The following is an 18,554-nucleotide window of genomic DNA, read 5'->3' as shown; positions in this document are numbered from 1 at the left end:
AAAAGCAAGAACCGTGCCAACTTTTCATCAATACACTAAGGGGTTTTAAGGCGTTTCGAAGCAATACACAAAAAGATACACTAATAACAGTGTATCTTTTTTGTGTATTTTTCATTTAGTGTATTCATTTTTTGCCAATTCATTACGAATCAGCTTGAATGAATAATAAACTTCAGATGAAGGTGTTTCAAATCTGATGGTCTTTTCCAACGGGGATAACAATTGTTGGATAGACGAAAACAATGGATCTTCCATCGCTTTTTCCAGTTCGTCTGATTCAACATTCAATGGCTCGTTTAATAAAATCCGTTCAATCATCCCCACTGTGTGTAAAACTAAATTGATTTTAAAACTATATCCATGATTCTCAATCGATAGCTTCTCAGACACTTGATCACTAAAATTCCATAAAGGATCAATCAATTTGGTTCCATTGATAAATGTAAAATTTTGTTCAATAAATTTCACACAAGTCTGTTTTGCAGTTTCTTCACTCAATGGCACTTCTTCTGTTTCATCTAATTCTGCCTCAAGTAATAATTGATCTAAAATCAACTCGATATTTTGATCGATAAACCGCTCCAATGGAATAAATGGCGCAGCAATCTGCGGATCTGTAATTCCAGTAGTCGCAATGACTTGGTAATTTTCGATTAATTTAGGCAATTCTTTTTCCAATTCTAAAACAGAGAGTGCCAAAACAGTCAACTCGACATCTTGCCGTTTACTTACAGAACGTTCGATCAATTCTTTGATTCGTTGTGCGGTTCCTTCACCAGATGCACAAATAGCTAAGATGGCTTTTTTTCTGAGTGCGGTCGGTTCAGGTGTTTTTTCCATCGAAATTTCTGCATAACCACGGAAATTTTTCAAGGAATCGTATAACATATCTAAATCCGTACCTAACACAGAAACTTTGCGAACCGTCTCTAATACCAAAGAGGTCGTCACCATGTCAACTGTCCGCACAGGAATTCCTGTATCTCGCTGAATCTGAGAATTAAATGAAGCAAGCGAACCCATATCCACTAATAAGATCGTTCCACTGCCTTCATCCACCTCTTGCACCATTCGTTCGATCCGACTAAGCGCCGTTTTAGGATCCATATCCAATGGCATATCGACCGCTCGTACATTGTCTGCATCTAATAATTGTTGGACCACTTGAACCATGCTGCTTGCTGTACTATTACCATGTGCTGCCACGACTACCCCAATACGACCGCTTGCTTGATTTGCCCTTAGCGACACAAGCAAGACAGTGAGATAGTAATCTTCGCTATCTGGAATCGTTACTTGGAAATACTCCTCAATATACTTTCTAACTTCTTTCGCTACTTCATATTCCACTGGAAAATCAATTGCCATTTCACGTATATTATCATTCGTATGGCGCTCTTCACCGATATTGATTCTTTTTAAAAAAGAACTGATATGCAGACTCATTGCGTAGATAAAATTTTGCTGAAACTCATATGGCAAGGCATTTTTTACCATTATATATATTTGATTGGTGACTTCGATGATTTTAGGATCAACAAACTCAGCTAGTTTATTATCGGCATTGAATGAGAATCCATGATCCTTGTAAAAAGATTTCAAATGGATGTTGATATCCGTTGAAATAAAATGATTGATGGCTTCTTGATCTAATCCGTCAGACTTTAATAGTGCTGCTTTGTCCCCAATAATGTCATAAAGGTTATAGGGTAGTTCATAAGAATCAGATTGAATCTTCATGATTGTGTCGTTAGGGTACACCGTAATTTTAGGCTCCAATAGCTTCGATAGTTCGGACATCGCTACTCGATTACTTGCTAATTGGATCAATCCACTTCTAATCCCTTCCGTCAAATCATCGATCGTAATCGAGATTTCTGGAGAATTGATATGATTTAAAAAACCACGAGCGCAAATCAATTGGATATTCGATTTCAACTGACCGATGTTCCCATAGGTTACACTACCGATCAACGCTTTAACAACATCTTCAGTTAGCGAAATTTGCCGCTGGATACGGTTGGCTTCATGGGCGATCATAATTTTAACCAGGTCGATTTTTTCATTTGCAGGGCGTTTTTCAAAAGATGGCAACTTGATATTGATCGGTATTCTTCGAACAAAGGTCTCTAATAGAGAAGAACCAGGATCCTCAGTTGTTGCACCCACGATCCGAACATTTGCTTCATGAGATTTTGTTGTTTCTCCTAATCGACTATAGGTACCATGATCCATGAAGTAAAAGATCATTTCTTGCCCTTCAGGTGGTAACCGGTGAATTTCATCTAGGAACAACATTCCTCCATCTGCTTGGTCAATGATTCCGGTTTTTTCCTCTTCTGCTCCAGTAAAAGCACCTTTGACATACCCAAACAAGTGACTCATCAATAATTCCGGGTTATTAGCGTAGTCGGCACAGTTAAAGACGATCAACTCGTTGTCTTCACTAATGACGTGATTGGCTTTGGCAAAATGAAACATCGCATGTGCAAAGTAGGTTTTCCCCGATCCAGTTGGTCCAGTGATCAAACAATTCAGACCTCTCGGCGGATATAAAATGGCGGCTTTCGCTTGCTCAACCGAGTTTTTCATACTCCCATTTGCACCAATGATCTTAGCAAAAATATCTTTCGTATCAATCTGAATCCTTGCTTTTTCTACTGGTACTCTTTCTTCTTTATAGCTTATGACATGTTTGGCGGTCGGTTGTTCATAGGCAACATTTTTTTGATATATGTAACGTACAGGTCGTCCATCGGTTTTCAACAATTTTCCTTCACGTACCAACTGATTCAAATCTTTACTACTATTGGTCCGTTGGATACCTAAAACCTCAGCTATCTCTTTCGTTGTGACCCCTTGATCATATTCAATCGGTTTTAGATGAGCCGTTTTTTCTTTGACATACGTATAAATTCGATCAATGCGCTTCGCCATTTGGTTTCGCCCCTTTTTCATTAACTGGCTTCAAAACATAATACTATAAATTTAATTCCATTTCGTCAACTATTTACAGTAAATATCTCTTATTAAAAGAAGTATTGACTGGATCAGCTACTCTTTGTCTCATTAGAATTATCCAAAAACGTCCCCTTCAACTTAAAGCTTTTCTTTAAAATAATCGGATCGAAGTGCTTGCGCCGATAAACCATTTTATCTATTGTAATGAAACACAGACAAAAAAAGCTCTCCTCTTAATCAACAAGAGAGAACTTTTTTCATTGAGTTTAGTTCATTGTTTATTCAATTTATTCTGTTTATTGAGTGCTCGGATAAACAATCACTTCCAATTCAATATTTTCTAGTGAACTTTTATTAACTCCGATCGTATAACCTAAACACTTGTCTTCTATAATAATACGCTCATCATACCATCTAATTATTCTTCATTTTTACTATTAAGTATGGTCAAAGTACGGTCATAAAAAAAGCTTTTAAAATACCCATTTCCTTTTACCAAATTATCTGTTTTTTCAGGAACATTAAAATAGAGAATTTTGTTTAACGGCTTATGAACCCACTCCATTCTGCACAAAAAGAAAATACATATAGTTACTATTAGAATCGTAATACTCTGCGGTACACCAAAACTTTTAATAAACAAATCCAAATGAAGTTTATCATTCACTATTCTGACGATAGGTATATGCAACATATATATGATCAAGGATAATTCTCCAAAACTCGTAATAAACAGTCGTTTATTACTTATCAAAGCAACCAAACTACTGATTATAAGGAAGACTGCAATATAGTAAATAAATCGGAAAAAACCACCATAAAGACCTACTAATTCGCTTACATTCGCATAAGCATTTCTACCGGTCAAAAATCCCATCGTCAGCGAGGTGCCATATAACTTAAAATAAACGACAAAAAAACTTCCTGACAAAAGGAACAACGCGCACAACTTGATCTTAAAATTGTTTAGATAATTTGACATTTTTTGATAATCAATTAAGTATCCAGCATAAAAAAATGGAAAGAAAGTTAAGATTCTTGAAGAACATAGAAAATCTCCCAAATTTGCATCATATCCTGCCAAACAACCAATTACAACAGCTATGCCTAGCACCCAGTATTTGTCATATCCATCAATAACCATGCTGATTAATTGAAAAGCAAAAATAGCAAAACAATACCACGGCAGTCCGCTTTCTGTTAAAAAGGAAAAGCTTAAAGAACCTGAGGAGAGAAAAGTGCTAATCAAAAATATAATTTTTAAAATGAAAAACCATTTGAGATATCTAAAACTTTTACGGAAATCCTTGTTACGAATTGTATTCTTGCTGAATAGACCAGAAACAAAGATGAATGCTGGCATATGAAACATATATATCCAATAGTTAATTTTCATTAACAAGTCGCTCTTTTGATTCGCCCGATCAATTAAATGACCTACTACAACCAGGAAAATTAATAAAGCCTTTAAATTGTCCCATTTATACAAACGCTTTGAAACGTTATTTAAATTCATTTTTTTATTCATCACTCCTTTTTAAATCCCAGTATACAATACACCATTCACAAATAGTAGTGATTTTTTCCACTCATATATTGTTATACTTCAAACGAGAAACGTTTTTTATTTTTTTCAAACCGATCATTTAGAATGACGTTCGTTTTTTAATATGTAATTTCCATTTTAACTAATGATAAGCACAGGATTTTGAATAAAAAAGTAAAGAATGGTATTGATTTTTATGTTTAGGCACCTTTTTTATCAACCGTTTTCATTAAAAGTCATAAAAAAAGCTCTATCCTTTACGTAATAAGGGATAGAGCAAACTGTTCATTAAGCTTCTTGAGCTACTGGATAAACAGACACTTGTTTTTTGTCGCGGCCTTTACGTTCGAAACGTACTACTCCGTCAACTTTAGCAAATAAAGTGTCGTCTCCACCAATACCCACGTTCACACCTGGATAAATTTTTGTACCGCGTTGACGGTAAAGAATTGATCCACCTGTAACTGTTTGTCCGTCAGCGCGTTTAGCACCTAGACGTTTTGATTCTGAGTCGCGTCCGTTAGATGTAGAACCGCCACCTTTTTTGTGGGCAAAGAATTGTAGATTCATTGATAACAACATGGTCTGCACCTCCTATTTATCATTAATTGTTTTAATTTGGATATATTCTGAATTTTCAGCTTCTATCGATTGTAATCCCAACAAGAGATTTTCTAATAGAATCTCGGCAATATTGTTTTGCTCTTGTGTCAATCCTGAAGTGACTTCGGTATATAAATAACCGCCCTCTTCTTCATTCATTTCGACAATTGGTTCAAAACCAGCTAATGAGGCAATCCCATTGACAGTACTGATCGCTAATGCAGAAACTCCTGCACAGACGATATCACTCCCATAAGGACCAGCATCAGCATGCCCTGTCAAAGTAAATGAAACGATTTGACCAGCGTCATTACGTTTAAATGTTCCTTTGATCATTATTCAGGCCTTCTTTCTCAAGCGCTAATTAAGCGTTGATCGCGTCGATAACCACTTTTGTGTATGGTTGACGGTGACCTTGTTTACGGTGTGAATGTTTTTTAGGTTTGTATTTGAAAGTAACGACTTTCTTTTGTTTGCCGTGTTTTTCAACAGTACCTTCAACAGTTGCACCAGAAATAATTGGAGCGCCTACTTTTGTAGTTTCGCCACCTACTAAGATAACTTCGTCAAAAACAACTTTTTCACCTGCTTCAACGTCAAGTTTTTCAACGTAGATTGCTTGTCCAACTTCAACTTTTACTTGTTTACCACCAGTTTTAATAATTGCGTACATGCTATAAAGCACCTCCTTATAATAGACTTAGACTCGCCATCCAGAGTGACAGTTACCTGTACTTACAAACTCGTTCTGTGCGGTTGTAGCTGTGGAGTCCACAATTACAACAGTACTAGATTACCAGAAACCAGCGCATTCGTCAACTCTAGATTCTAGAACTTTTCTTAAGTCAATCAATAGCAATTTTCACTTTTGCTCATTATAATGTTAGTGAAGACGAAGGAGGTAAACGAATGATCTATCCTGATGAATTGGTTCAAGAAGCAACGATTCGTATGCAAGGTCGTGCGGTAGAAGGTTTCGTTGCTGGTCAAGGCCCACTCCACCCAAAACTCATGCTGGTAGGTGAAGCTCCTGGCAAAACAGAAATCGATAATCATATTCCTTTTAGCGGACAAGCAGGCAAAGAACTAATGCAAACTCTTGCTCTAGCTGGTTTGACAAGAGAAGATGTTTATATTACTAGTGCAGTCAGAAGTCGACCTTATCGGACAGTCCAACGACTCAATAAACGAACTCAGCAAGCAGAAACTGTTTATCCGAATCGGACACCAACGAAAGCGGAAGTATTCGCTCATGCGCCGATCCTAGATTATGAAATCGAACATGTCGAGCCCCATTTGATTGCTACATTAGGCAATATCGGTTTGCAACGGTTATTAGGTTCTGCTTATACGATCTCTAAAAATCATGGTCAGCTTTATACTGGGCCTATTTTAAAACTGAATCAACAAAAAGATGCTTACGAGTGGAGTGATAAAAGCTACCAGATCCTCCCGCTTTTCCATCCTGCAGCTATTTTTTACAATCGAACATTAGCTGACGTGATCCGCAAAGACTGGCTTACCTTAGCAAACTATCTCGAGAAAGATCCTAGCAATCAATAGCCACAGCTTCCATAGGTAAAAAATCCCGAAACAGAAAAAAGCTGTTTCGGGATTTTTGAATTTTTATAGCTTATTTTAATTAAACACTGCAAAAAACACTTTGTTTGCCCTGCTTCTCAAAAACATTTCTCCTGCTCATGACTGATTACGTATATTGTTCATGCAGCGCTGAGAGTGCATGCGCTACTGTTTGGTGTTGCTCAAAGCCAGCTTTTTGCCATAAATGCTGTAGTTGTTTTTCTACTTCTGGTTGTAGCGAGGTGTAAATAATCGTTTGTTCTCGCATTTCAGCTTTTTCTTGAAACTCATCAAAAACAGCCCGGGCAGTTAAATCAATACTTGGAACACCACGCATAGAAAAAATGATCCCCTCTTTTTGATTTAAATCAGCTAATGTATTTTTTAATTTTTCAGCAGACATAAAAAAGAGTGGTCCGCTAATATAGACAACTGTCCAATTATCTAATTTTTTCGTTTCTGGCAAATCCATTCGTTCCCAATCGATTGTTTCAACCGAGATCGTGATTGCCGCACTTTTGATCACAAAGAAAATACAGCCACCGATAATGCCGATGACGATCGCAATACTTAAGTCAAAAATCACAGTACATCCCATAGTAATCAAAAATAATAAGATGCCAGACCAATATCTCTTAGTGAACAAGACGTTGATCGTTTCCCATTCATTCATGCGCCAAGCAGTAACAATCAACACTCCTGCCAAAGCTGGCATAGGAATGTTTGACATAATTGGTGCAAAAATAATCATAGATAAAAACAAAACCAAAGCATGAATGATACCAGCTAAACGAGTCTGTGCCCCTGATTTAATTGCCACACTTGTTCGGGCAATCGCAGCTGTCGCTGGAATGCCTCCAAAAAATGGTAAAACTAGATTTCCGATTCCTTGCGCAACAAGTTCTTGGTTGCTGTCCAATGGTTTGTTTGCCATTCGTCCCGCAGAAGCACCACAGAGCAAACTTTCCACCATGCCAAGCAAGGCAATGCTAATCGCTGGCACCATCACTTCTTTTAAAGAATCAAGATGAAAGGCTGCAAACGTTAAGCAATCGCTACTGATCAACGTCTGTGGAATTTTTCCCACGGTTGCTATCGGCAAGTGAAACAAGAACATCGCAACCGTTGCAAGAATAATTGCCATCAAAGAACTTGGTATAGTTTGAGCCCATTTTTTGGGGTAGATAATCATTCCGATGATCACTAATAATCCCATAATAAAGGAGGAAAAATTTATCGAAAAGCCAAAGGTCTGATAGCTAAGAAACTTCTCAATCACATTTGCACCTTCTGAATGGACACCAAACAAGTTATCCACTTGACCCAAGGCAATGATAATAGCAATTCCCGAAGTAAATCCAGTAATCACTGGAGCTGGAATAAAAGAGGTCAATGTTCCTAATCTAAAAATGCCTGCCACTAGCAATAATAGTCCTGCTAAAAATGTCGCCAGTAACACCCCAGACATCCCTTGAGTAGCTGCAATCGACATCAAGATCGCAGCCATTGCGCCTGTTGGTCCTGAAATTTGATAAAAACCACCTGACAAGCCACCAATAATAAGTCCAGCAATAACCGCTGTAATTAATCCTGCCGCAGCATTTGCACCACTGGACACGCCAAACGCCAACGCTAAAGGTAAAGCTACTGCAGCTACAGTAATACCAGCTAATAAATCTTTTTGGAATTTTTGACGATCATATCCGTCAAATTCTTCATTTAGTAAAAAAATATACTTTTTGAACAACCTAGAGACTCCTTTTTTATAAAAATTTTACGAAACACGCAACTACTAGAATAGCATATTTTTCTAACTCATGTCAGCTTTTTCACAAAGTTATAGGCGTTTTCATGAAAATTTTTATAAAATAAGATTAACTCAAATCAAAAGAGTCAGTAATCCAATGATTGCCAGACCACCTTGTTTCAAAATAATTAGTTTGTCACTAGTGATACTACCGTAAGCTGCGACCAATACAATATAAACCAATAACAAACTTGCCATTTCTTTTGGTGCAGACGAAATATAAGTGGCATACAATAAAGCAATACCTAACAATCCATTATAAACACCTTGATTTTTAAATAACGTTTGTACCGACGAATTACTTAATTCTTTTTGACTCATTTTAAATACTCTGCCAGTTGCTTTAGAAGTTGTAGCAAAGGTTTCTAAATACATGATATAAAAAAATTCAATTGCAACTAATGTAATGATAATTTGTGAAATAATCGACATATTTTCTCCCCCTATTCATTTCTGCTTATCGGCTTAGAATAAGTATAGCCGAACCGTTCAAAAATAAAAAAACAAACACACTTGTAGCGATTAAAAAAGCCTTGAATCCCCTGATATCAAACATCATCCACCTATAGAGGATGGACTGATTTCTGCTTAAACGAAGTTAAAATACACGAATGTATGAATTTGTAGAGTAAAAATTTTACCTACTCCTTTTACTTAGAAAAACATCCAATATATTCTTTTTTAACACATACCTAGGTCCTACCTGATTAGACTGCGTATCATAAGAATACTTGCTACGTACCCATTTGATCCAACTACCAGAACAAAGAAAAACCGGTAGAAACTTTCGTTTCTACCGGTTTTGGTTTTTTTTACGTCACAGGAGGGATTCGAACCCCCGACCGTCCGCTTAGAAGGCGGATGCTCTATCCAGCTGAGCTACTATGACAGCTTTTTCGGAACAAAAATAATTATATAGAATCATTTTGGTTCTGTCAATATGAAATAGTTATTTTATCAATAAAAAAGATTGCTCAATAGAAAGCGTTCCTCTTTTACCTAGTGTCCGACAAAAAGCAAGCTTTTTGTCGTAACAAGGTAAATACTCTTAAGGTAGATGAATTTGCTCTTTTTCTTTAGTTATCAAGATCACACCATCACCTAGCGGCACTAATGTGGAAGTCAAGTCTGGATGGGTCATGACGACCTGTAAAAATTCATTTAATTTACGATGAATGGCACGTTTGCCTCTAGGAATCTCTTCATCAGGCAATAAAATCGTTCCGCCTTGAAAAATATCATCAACCATCAATACGCCACCTTTTTTTAGCAGACGTAAACATTCTGGTAAAAACTCAATATATTTCGATTTGGCACTGTCCATAAAAATAAAATCATAAGGCCCAGTTAGTTCTGGTAAAATATCAGCCGCTTGTCCTTCTAGTAAAGTAACTTTTTCGGTTAAGCCAAGTCTTTCATAAGTTGCCTTGGCCTTTTTGATCATAACATCAAAACGATCGATCGTCGTGACGTGACCTTTTTCACTGATTAATTGAGCCATTAAACTAGAAGAAAAACCAATAGCTGCACCAATTTCTAAAACATTCTTTGGTTTTAATTGCCCTAATAAAAACTGCATGAATACGACTGTTTCATGGGGAATGATCGGTACTTCCGCTAAATGGGCTTCTTCTTCAATCAAACCAAGCTCTCCAGACAGTTTTTTCTGTTTTGTCCGCATAAAATCAACTAACTCTTCTTTTACTACCGGACGATGCATCATTTCATTACGCATAATCTGCCTCCTCTTCCAAATTATTATACGAAGAACCTGACAAATCCACAAGTTGCAAACAAATTTACACTCACTTTCCTTTTCGTTGGCTATGAGTAAAAAACCGATTGAAACTTTTCTTTTTTTCAAATTCATCTAGCATATTCCAAGCTGTAATACCTGTCAAACAAAAGGCGATGGTAAAAAATAGCCAGCGCATCCAAGTAAATGCTGACTTTGATAAAAGAATGCCAATATAGGGAATCTGAAAAATGGGCGTTCCAATGATGTATCTTCTCCCCACTACACCGGATTCGGTCTGCGTAGAACTATCTGCTTTAGTATAAAAGTCTTGATGGTCTTTTTCCACTGCGATCACTCGTCGGGTGGTTATTTGCTCTCCTGAGTTTTCATAGTACGTAATCACGTCACCAACCAACAATTCTTCTGGTTTCTTCGGACGTACATAGATCAAACTTCCTTGGCTATAGTAAGGACTCATACCACGATCTTCAATAATATGGGTTGATAGACCAGCTATTTTAGGAAGTAAAATAATGCTCAAAATGATCGCTAAAATAACAATCAGTGTAATTGAACTAATATAGGTTATTTTTTTATAAAATGGCACTAGTTTCCACTCCCTTTACTCATTTCTTATTTCCCATCATATAATAACGATTTAATTTTATCAATTTTAACTCTATTTCTTCTACAACGAATTGAAAGAATTTTAAAAAAAATCTAAAAAATAACTCTGGTTATCTAACTTTATGCAGGTTTATGATTGACTAGAAAACAAAAAACGTTTACCCTAAAAAAAATGTTACTTTTAGAAAGGACACATTATGAACTTTTTTAATAACATTGAATATTTTAAAAAAGCGAACTCATTAAAGATAAAATGGTTTTTCACTATTCTATTATCAACGTTATTTTTAATGATAACAGTATATTTCTTTTATTATATTTTTACTCCTTCTGATAGTGGAAAGGTCAAAGAAATAAAAAATTCATGGGAATTTTACTTAAAAAATGAACCTGATTTTCGTTTTGATAGTCATTATATTAGTTACCTTCCAACAGTTGAAAGAAATGAAACTTTTGTGATGGAAACTATATTAAAAGAAGAGATGGATGATTCGAACTTAGTGATTCGGGGAAACAACCAATGGATAAAAGTTTATTTAAATGATCAACTTTTATATGATCGAACAAATGAACAAGACCAACTTCATCCTGGTTTATCTTTGGCAGTTATTGATCTGCCTACACATTATGCTGGTGAACACTTAAAAATCGAAGTTACTTCACCATATGAAAACTATTCGGGTATTCCACCAAAAGTTTATGTTGGAAATACGGGACCAATCATCAGCTTTATTTTTTCCCAATCTGTTCCCCAAGTAGTTACCATGATCATTGCCATCTTTTTAGGAATTGGGATATTGGTGTACGCCATTTTTAAGCTTTACAAAAAGAAGATACTAGATATTTCACTGATCATTCTCAGTTGTTTTGCGTTAGTCTTAGGGTTTGAATCAATCTCTGAAGATATATTAAGCGGCATCCTTTTTGAACCAATCGTCCATTCGATTTTATCTGATACATTTACTATTTTAACTTCAGTATTTCTTGTATTGTATTATTTATCCCGAATGAAACATTATCAAAAAATATATGGTCTCTTTTGTTTTCTGCAAGTCTCCATCCAAATAGGTGTCCTTATTTATTCATTGATGACAGTAGGAGAATTAACTGAACTAATGCCCATTGTTAATGCGGTTAGTGTAATCAGTACATTAGTTACTTCGCTTGTCTGTGTTGGGGAAGCCTATCGGAATAATCGTTTTTTCATTGCTTGTACACCGTGGATTGTGCTGATTGCCATTTTCCATTGTATGCTTTATATCCAACCATCATTAGGTATTTATAATGCAAATATTAATTGGTCTACTATTCTATTTATGATTATTCTGATTATTATCATTTGTTATAATATTATCGAGTACATCATCAGCTTTGATAAGCATCAGCGAACTGTTAATTTCTTGAAAACAAAATCGGATTTACTTGAACAGCATTATGATCAGCTACGTGATCACATTCAAGAAATCAGTACATTAAGAACTGAGTTTATCCAAACTATGGAAAACTTAGAACACTTGGTCAAGGAAGAAGAAACCGATGAAGTACAAAATTATGTGCAAACTATCTTAACTAATGCTCGAAATTTTGAATTTATTTTCTCTTACTCCTCTCACCAACTCACTAATCTTATTTTAGCTCGTTATCAAGAAATTGCATCAAAGCGAAATATCAAAGTGAAGTTTCAAGCCGAACTACCAGAAGTATTGACCGTCAATGATGATGACTTGACCCAAATACTGATTCATGTCTTAGAACATTCTTTTAGAGAAACACATGCCATTGAAGATCCAATGCATCGAAAAATTTATTTATCGATGCAGGAAAAAGAAAATCAACTATTGATTCGTTGTGAACATAGCGCAAACTATGAAACAAATCTCTTTTCACAAGGAATTACCGAAAACTTTGCTGAACAAGAACAGTTTGATTTAAAAATAATCCAAGATGTGGCGGAACGTTATGCAGGAACGTTGACTCAGGAAAAAGATAGTCAGGTAGATCGTTTAATCATCCAATTGACTAAAACAAATCCCAAGAAAAGCATATAATGTCTTTGGCAGATTGGAAAATTGATTCATTGAATGAAGGTTTGAGCGGACAAAATAATATTCGTTCTCTTTCTCAAAAAAAGATAAAAAACAGGGAACACCAATCATTGGTGTTCCCTGTTTTTGACTAATGACTAACATTCGATCAATATAAAAGAGCAAGAAAATCTTCAGCTTCGATCGCACCAAAATACTTTTTGATATCAATCGTTTTTACTACATCACTTAAAACTGATTTATCATATCTTTGTCCAATCAGTTTTTCTTCGACGTCCTTTATCTCTCCTAACCCAAAGAAGTCACCAAATATTTTCACATCATCAATCAAACCATGTGACACATTCAGATGGACTTCGATCGAACCAATCGGATACCGCTTTTGTCTCGAAAAGTTAAAATCAGGTGATTTCCCATAATTCCAATCCCAATTACGATAATAGCGATCAGAGATTTCGTTGATTTTGATCCAGTCTTTGTCTGTTAGCTGATACGTATTAACCTCTGCCAGCGTTGCTACTCCGAATATTTTTAATAGAATTTCATCACGAAATTCTTCTGTTAACATTTCTTGTTTTTCTTTAGGTAAAAATGGTTTGATATTGGTCACACGAGAACGAATCGATTTGATCCCTTTGGACTCGATTTTATCTTTTTTTACTTTTAACGCATTGACCACTTCATTGATGTCAGAATCAAACATGATAGTTCCATGGGCAAACATTCGACCATTCGTTGCATACATTGCATTACCAGAGAATTTCATACCATCAATCACTAAATCATTTCGGCCTTTTAATTCTGCTCCAGATACCCCTAATTCGTGAAGAGCTTGAATAATTGGCTTAGTAACTTTAGCAAAATCACGGAAAGAATCGCCATCATCAGGCATGATAAAACTAAAGTTTAAATTTCCAAAGTCGTGATAGACGGCTCCACCGCCACTTAAACGACGAACGACATGGATGCCCTGTTGTTCAACGTAATCTCGATTGATTTCTTCGATCGTGTTTTGATTACGCCCAATAATGATAGATGGTTCATTGATATAAAACAATAAAATCGGTTCATCAACAGGCATTTCTTGGAGTAAAAATTGTTCAATTGCTAGATTGATACGTGGATCATGCTTGTCATTCGGTACAAAAATCATTGTCTTCCTCCTAGATATCAAATACTTTATCGACTTTTGCTAGTGCTACTTCTACTGTATCACCCGCAGCTTGTTGCGCTTCGTTCTGTAATTGTGTAAGATCCCCAAATTGAGGTAAATGGGTCAATACTAGCTTTTTGACTTTTGCTGCTTTCGCAAGTTCCCCCGCTTCTTTTGACGTAAAGTGCGCTTTGTGTCGTTCATTACCAGCAAACAGATAAGTATCTGCTAGAAATAAGTCTGCATTTTCAGCAAATTCTACAAAACTTTCCAAATAGCCGGAATCACCTGTAAAAACAAAGACTTTGCCAGTCGCTTCTTCGACGATCCGCATGGCATAGCACACCACTGGATGGATGGTTTCCATAAACGTGATTAAAAAAGGACCTACTTTCAATTCTTCTGCCTCAAAATAGCCGCGTCCTTCTGACACGTTCGGCATTGTTAACTCATCAAAATGAAAAGTATCTTTAGTATGACCATAGATTGGCAAGATAGCTCCTGGTTCTTTTTCAGGATGTAGTTGCCAATAATATTGCAATACACCTAGATCAGCGATGTGATCATGATGGTAATGGCTCAAGATAACCGCATCAAGTTCTAACGGTTCAAGATGCTCTTGTAATTTTATCAAGGTGGCGCTACCAGCATCGATCAGTAGGTTAAAGCCAGCTGACTGCAATAAATAGCTAGTCGTTCCTTGATTTTTATATGGATAGGCGCCTAAGCAACCTAATACAGTTAATTTCATGATCGTTCTCCTTTCAGAATCAATGTAATAGAATCCTGTTTTTTCTGTGAAACCTCTCTCATATTTTATGAAAAATAAGTAGCTGGGGGTTCTTTTTCAAGTCTTGCTTGCTCGTAAAAACCTGCAATGGTCACATTGACATAGGCGATAACCCACAATAAACCAAAGAACAAGGCTAGGGCTCCAACAAGGTACCACCCGATAAATGAAAGTTGTAATAGGATATAAGTACCTAAACGATCTTTTAATAAATACCACGCGTATTGCAAACACTGGATGATTGAAAGTTCTGGGTAATCAAATTTAGTCCAAGCCGCAAATTGAAACAATCCGCCCACAATACTCATCAACAAAAGAGAAACAAAGGTCATGAGCAGGGTGGTCAAAACGTAACTAATGTCCAAAGCATTCCCTGATAACACATCTGTTGAAATTGTGTTTGAATTAAATAGTAATTGTGTATAAGTATTGACACCACCAATCAAAAAACCTGGTAATAAAACAAGGGCATTAATGATCCAATTGATCACAACATTGATCAAATTAATCACTAAAATAGGTCCAAAATATTTTTTTTGAAAGACGGCAAACAATAAATTACTTTTTGCTCTGCCGCCACGAACGACTACCAGCGCAATGTAATATAAGGCATATGAAAAAGCAAATAAAAGGAAATTCTCTAGTAAAAAGCTAACTATTTGTTGTTGCGTGCTATCTACGAAAAAAAATCCCTCAAAAAACATTTGGATCAAACCCGCAACAAACATCGAAAGAAAGACTAGCCAAGCATTGATTCCCCATTGTTGCGCAAGGCTAGCTCGAGCTTTTTTGCGATAATCTGAAAGTGATAACTTTGTTTCCATTAATCATAACTCCTAATCTTTTCAACTGTTTTGTGGTCTAATCGCTTCACTAATTCCGTCACTAATTTCACAGTATTCAAATAATCATCTTCATGGATCACTGAAGTATGTGAATGCAAATACCGCACCGGAACAGTAATCGCCACAGACGGTACCCCATCTCTTGTCAAATGCATCTGTCCTGCGTCTGTCCCACCACCAGTAATGACGGTGTATTGGAATGGTATATCCATTTCTTCCGCCACATCAATCACAAAATTCAACAGTTTTTTATGTGGAATCATTGAAGCATCAAAAATCAAGATTTGTGGACCTTTACCCAAAATCGAATCCGCTTCTTTTGGCGTCATCCCCGGTGTATCTCCAGCTGTTCCTGTATCTAAAGCAAAGGCGATATCTGGATTCACTAAGTGTGTACTTGTGCGTGCCCCTCTAAGGCCAACTTCTTCTTGCACATCGCTCCCTGCGAATAAAACATTGGGATGTCCTTCTTTTGCTAAATTCTCAAGAACTCGTAATGAAACAGCTGTACCGATGCGATTGTCCCAAGCCTTAGCTAGTAAAAATTTACCGCCATTCAACCGTTTATACTCAATATATGGGGTTACCATATCGCCAGGGCGAATACCCCATTCTTTTGCTTCTTTATCGCTTGTCGCTCCAATATCAATAAACATATCCTTGATATCATACGGTTTATTTCTTACTTGTGGGGTTAAAACATGTGGCGGTTTCGAACCAATCACGCCATGGATCACTTTCCCAGCTAGTGTTTTGATTTCCACTTGTTGGGCTAACATCACTTGTCCCCACCAACCACCTAATGTTTGAAATTCCAAAAAACCTTTATCAGTGATCTTAGTCACCATAAATCCCACTTCATCCATATGACCGGAAATAAAAATCTTAGGTCCACCACCAGAACCATGTTTGGCGATAATACTACCTAAACCATCATAAAAAATATCTTCCGCAAAGTCTTTTGCATACTTTTTATAGACTTGTCTCACTTCTTCTTCATTGCCTGGTACTCCTTTGGCTGAAGTCAGATCAATCAATAACTGTTCTTCTTTTTTATCCAAAACGTCTCCCTCATTTCTCGTATTGATAGCTAGATTATACCATTTATTAGGTGTGCTTTTCAGCAGAACGATTTTTTCAGTTAGAAAAAAGCCAGGATTCCTCGAAAGTTTACCGAATAACTTTCAATAATCCTGGCTTTTTTGCATAATGCATACGATAGCAATCGCTATTTTCTCTTAAATGGACTGACAGCAGTAAACGAGCGTTTCTTTTATGCACTTCGTGTTCGAAACTCCATTACTGTTGGTTTTCTTTTAAATCATTTGGTGAATGTTTTTGCCAGTCTTTACTATAAAATAATGGATCCAATTGATAGTGACTTGGTTGTTGTTGGTTTTCTAAAAATGGTCTAATCCGTTGATCTGCTGCTAGCCACCCTTTCCAACCTAAATGAATGGTGTCTTCCATGAAATAAGGTTGATCAGCCATTTTTGTAAAATCTGCGATCCGATCAAAGCCTTGACTCTGCAATTGAAATTTGATTTTCTTTGCAAATCCTTGAAGCATTTCTTGAGATAACCCAGTATAATCACTCCATTTTTGATTCACAGGTGGAATGATGAATAATGCTTCTGCCTGTTCTTGGGCTAATTGCTGTAGGACTAATTGAAAATCTGAAAATTCAGGTGAAAAACGATAATCCCAATTTTTTTGAGAATTTTTCAGCTCTTTTAAGTGGTGACGAATGCGCTCTTTATAAAAATCATTTTTTAACTCAAAAGAATTGTCGCTTGTACTTTTTCTCCCAATATTTTCCGCTAGGTTTGCCAGAACTTTTTCTTGATAATTAGCAGGCAACGGCTTCATTGCCTGATCAATTTTGTCTTGTTTACTTTTCAGACCAATATTGCTGAACATTTCATCTTCTCTTTTTAAAATATTCCAGTTCAAGCGCAATTGATTTCGTTTTTCAACAGAAGGAAGTTGACCTTTTTTGATCATTTGTAACATTTCCGTCAATTTTTCATCTTTTTTAACGATAGAAAAATGTAAAAGTCTTCTAGCTAAATAACGGTCAGCAGGAGTGATTTTTTTCAATGAGAACAGCCAGTCAAGGGTTTGTAACTGTGAATAATACGTATCAAAATAATCTTTTTTTACGCCATCTTTGACAAACCATTGTGGAGAAATGATAAAAACGATTTTCTTATTTTTCAAATCATCTCCTGCAGAGCGCATCATCATATACTGACTTAATGATTGTGTCCCAGGTGCCCCTAATAAGAAGGGACGATAATCACGATGGTATTTCTCCGCCAAGACGGATGGGTGAAACGGACTGATCCGACTGAGTTCACTTGAACCAAAAAAAGGAACATATTTTTTTTCAGCTAAGGCTTCGTTTTTGATGATATCTCCTTTTAACACATTTTCGGACATGGATGTAGAAGCTTTTTTTATGATTGTTGGGTCGGTTAGATCCACACGATACGAAGAAGTGAAAAAAACTGCTATCAATCCAAAGGCTAAAAGGATTGGACCGAAAATAGCAAATAATTTCTTTTTCATTCTCATCCCTTCAATTCTTGTACTTGTGCAATGATTTTATTCGGTGTGCCCCACTGTTCACGATCAAATTCAGAAACAGGGACTTGAACATCTAATTGTCCATCTAATTCGACTAATAATTGAACAGAAGCAAGTGAATCCAGCAATCCTTCACCAAACAAATCAAGCTCTCGATTTTCTCTTATTTCATCTGTTCCTGTAATGTCTTCTAAAATAGTTAAAATTTGTTCTTCCATAATATAATCTCTCCTTAAATAATCATAATGTAAAATAAATCATTTTTAAGT

Annotated in this window: 17 protein-coding genes, 1 tRNA gene and 1 other annotated feature; of the genes, 2 read left to right on the top strand and 16 right to left on the bottom strand. The window is 36.3% G+C overall.

What is annotated here, in order from left to right; all coding sequences use genetic code 11:
* Positions 1-111: 111 nt before the first annotated feature.
* From IGJ32_RS03445 to rplU, 5 genes are all read right to left on the bottom strand, one after another.
* Positions 112-2,937: a sigma 54-interacting transcriptional regulator gene (locus IGJ32_RS03445; RefSeq protein WP_053766119.1), complete on the bottom strand. Its 2,826-nt coding sequence runs from the start codon at positions 2,935-2,937 to the stop codon at positions 112-114.
* Between the two features lie 442 nt (positions 2,938-3,379).
* Complete coding sequence (locus tag IGJ32_RS03440) at positions 3,380-4,489, bottom strand: acyltransferase family protein (RefSeq protein ID WP_342081568.1); 1,110 nt, start codon at positions 4,487-4,489, stop codon at positions 3,380-3,382.
* Positions 4,490-4,795: 306 nt separating this feature from the next.
* A complete protein-coding gene (gene rpmA / locus IGJ32_RS03435) occupies positions 4,796-5,089 on the bottom strand; it encodes a 50S ribosomal protein L27 (protein WP_010719806.1) in 294 nt (97 codons plus the stop codon).
* A 12-nt stretch (positions 5,090-5,101) separates the two neighbouring features.
* The gene (locus IGJ32_RS03430) at positions 5,102-5,446 is read right to left on the bottom strand and encodes a ribosomal-processing cysteine protease Prp (protein ID WP_010719807.1); all 345 of its coding nucleotides are present in this window, start codon (positions 5,444-5,446) and stop codon (positions 5,102-5,104) included.
* A 28-nt stretch (positions 5,447-5,474) separates the two neighbouring features.
* The gene (gene rplU, locus IGJ32_RS03425) at positions 5,475-5,783 is read right to left on the bottom strand and encodes a 50S ribosomal protein L21 (RefSeq protein ID WP_010719808.1); all 309 of its coding nucleotides are present in this window, start codon (positions 5,781-5,783) and stop codon (positions 5,475-5,477) included.
* A gap of 19 nt (positions 5,784-5,802) precedes the next feature.
* Positions 5,803-5,878, bottom strand: a sequence feature (ribosomal protein L21 leader region).
* Between the two features lie 141 nt (positions 5,879-6,019).
* Between rplU and IGJ32_RS03420 the strand changes: the two genes are divergently transcribed.
* Positions 6,020-6,673 (top strand): uracil-DNA glycosylase, encoded by a 654-nt coding sequence (locus tag IGJ32_RS03420; RefSeq protein WP_010719809.1) that lies wholly within the window; start codon positions 6,020-6,022, stop codon positions 6,671-6,673.
* 145 nt (positions 6,674-6,818) lie between these two features.
* On the opposite strand, the gene IGJ32_RS03415 is transcribed toward IGJ32_RS03420, so the two are convergent.
* The 5 genes from IGJ32_RS03415 to IGJ32_RS03395 all read right to left on the bottom strand — a co-directional run bounded on the left by IGJ32_RS03415 (position 6,819) and on the right by IGJ32_RS03395 (position 10,843).
* Positions 6,819-8,438 carry a SulP family inorganic anion transporter gene (locus tag IGJ32_RS03415; RefSeq protein WP_228196978.1) on the bottom strand — a complete coding sequence of 540 codons (1,620 nt, stop codon included), beginning with the start codon at positions 8,436-8,438 and terminating at the stop codon, positions 6,819-6,821.
* A 132-nt stretch (positions 8,439-8,570) separates the two neighbouring features.
* Positions 8,571-8,930 carry a DUF1304 domain-containing protein gene (locus IGJ32_RS03410; protein ID WP_342081569.1) on the bottom strand — a complete coding sequence of 120 codons (360 nt, stop codon included), beginning with the start codon at positions 8,928-8,930 and terminating at the stop codon, positions 8,571-8,573.
* A 383-nt stretch (positions 8,931-9,313) separates the two neighbouring features.
* Positions 9,314-9,387: transfer RNA gene (locus IGJ32_RS03405), tRNA-Arg, on the bottom strand.
* A 159-nt stretch (positions 9,388-9,546) separates the two neighbouring features.
* A complete protein-coding gene (locus IGJ32_RS03400; protein WP_034698785.1) occupies positions 9,547-10,233 on the bottom strand; it encodes an O-methyltransferase in 687 nt (228 codons plus the stop codon).
* A gap of 70 nt (positions 10,234-10,303) precedes the next feature.
* The gene (locus tag IGJ32_RS03395; protein ID WP_010719813.1) at positions 10,304-10,843 is read right to left on the bottom strand and encodes a signal peptidase I; all 540 of its coding nucleotides are present in this window, start codon (positions 10,841-10,843) and stop codon (positions 10,304-10,306) included.
* Positions 10,844-11,060: 217 nt separating this feature from the next.
* Here IGJ32_RS03395 and IGJ32_RS03390 point away from each other — a divergent pair, with 217 nt between their 5' ends.
* A complete protein-coding gene (locus IGJ32_RS03390) occupies positions 11,061-12,911 on the top strand; it encodes a GHKL domain-containing protein (RefSeq protein ID WP_161651886.1) in 1,851 nt (616 codons plus the stop codon).
* 145 nt (positions 12,912-13,056) lie between these two features.
* Here the strand turns inward: IGJ32_RS03390 and IGJ32_RS03385 are convergent, their stop codons facing one another.
* From IGJ32_RS03385 to dltC, 6 genes are all read right to left on the bottom strand, one after another.
* Positions 13,057-14,061: a lipoate--protein ligase gene (locus tag IGJ32_RS03385; RefSeq protein WP_010719815.1), complete on the bottom strand. Its 1,005-nt coding sequence runs from the start codon at positions 14,059-14,061 to the stop codon at positions 13,057-13,059.
* A gap of 10 nt (positions 14,062-14,071) precedes the next feature.
* A complete protein-coding gene (locus tag IGJ32_RS03380) occupies positions 14,072-14,812 on the bottom strand; it encodes an MBL fold metallo-hydrolase (RefSeq protein ID WP_010719816.1) in 741 nt (246 codons plus the stop codon).
* 65 nt (positions 14,813-14,877) lie between these two features.
* Positions 14,878-15,675 (bottom strand): DUF975 family protein, encoded by a 798-nt coding sequence (locus IGJ32_RS03375; protein ID WP_010719817.1) that lies wholly within the window; start codon positions 15,673-15,675, stop codon positions 14,878-14,880.
* Positions 15,675-16,757, bottom strand: a complete 1,083-nt coding sequence (locus tag IGJ32_RS03370) for a M42 family metallopeptidase (RefSeq protein ID WP_342081570.1) — start codon at positions 16,755-16,757, stop codon at positions 15,675-15,677. The genes IGJ32_RS03375 and IGJ32_RS03370 overlap by 1 nt, the downstream gene beginning before the upstream one ends.
* Before the next feature lie 238 nt (positions 16,758-16,995).
* Positions 16,996-18,267, bottom strand: coding sequence for a D-alanyl-lipoteichoic acid biosynthesis protein DltD (dltD, locus tag IGJ32_RS03365; protein ID WP_430610791.1), 1,272 nt, complete (start codon positions 18,265-18,267; stop codon positions 16,996-16,998).
* A 2-nt stretch (positions 18,268-18,269) separates the two neighbouring features.
* Entirely contained in the window at positions 18,270-18,503 is a 234-nt protein-coding gene (gene dltC, locus IGJ32_RS03360; protein ID WP_010719820.1) for a D-alanine--poly(phosphoribitol) ligase subunit DltC, read from the bottom strand.
* Between the last annotated feature and the right edge of the window lie 51 nt (positions 18,504-18,554).

The sequence above is a fragment of the Enterococcus sp. DIV1639a genome, assembly GCF_050530445.1.
In the GTDB taxonomy this organism is placed as follows: Bacteria; Bacillota; Bacilli; order Lactobacillales; family Enterococcaceae; genus Enterococcus_B; species Enterococcus_B hirae.
The sequence above is the reverse complement of the archived record's forward strand: the minus strand, read 5'-3'. Positions and strand labels throughout refer to the sequence as shown.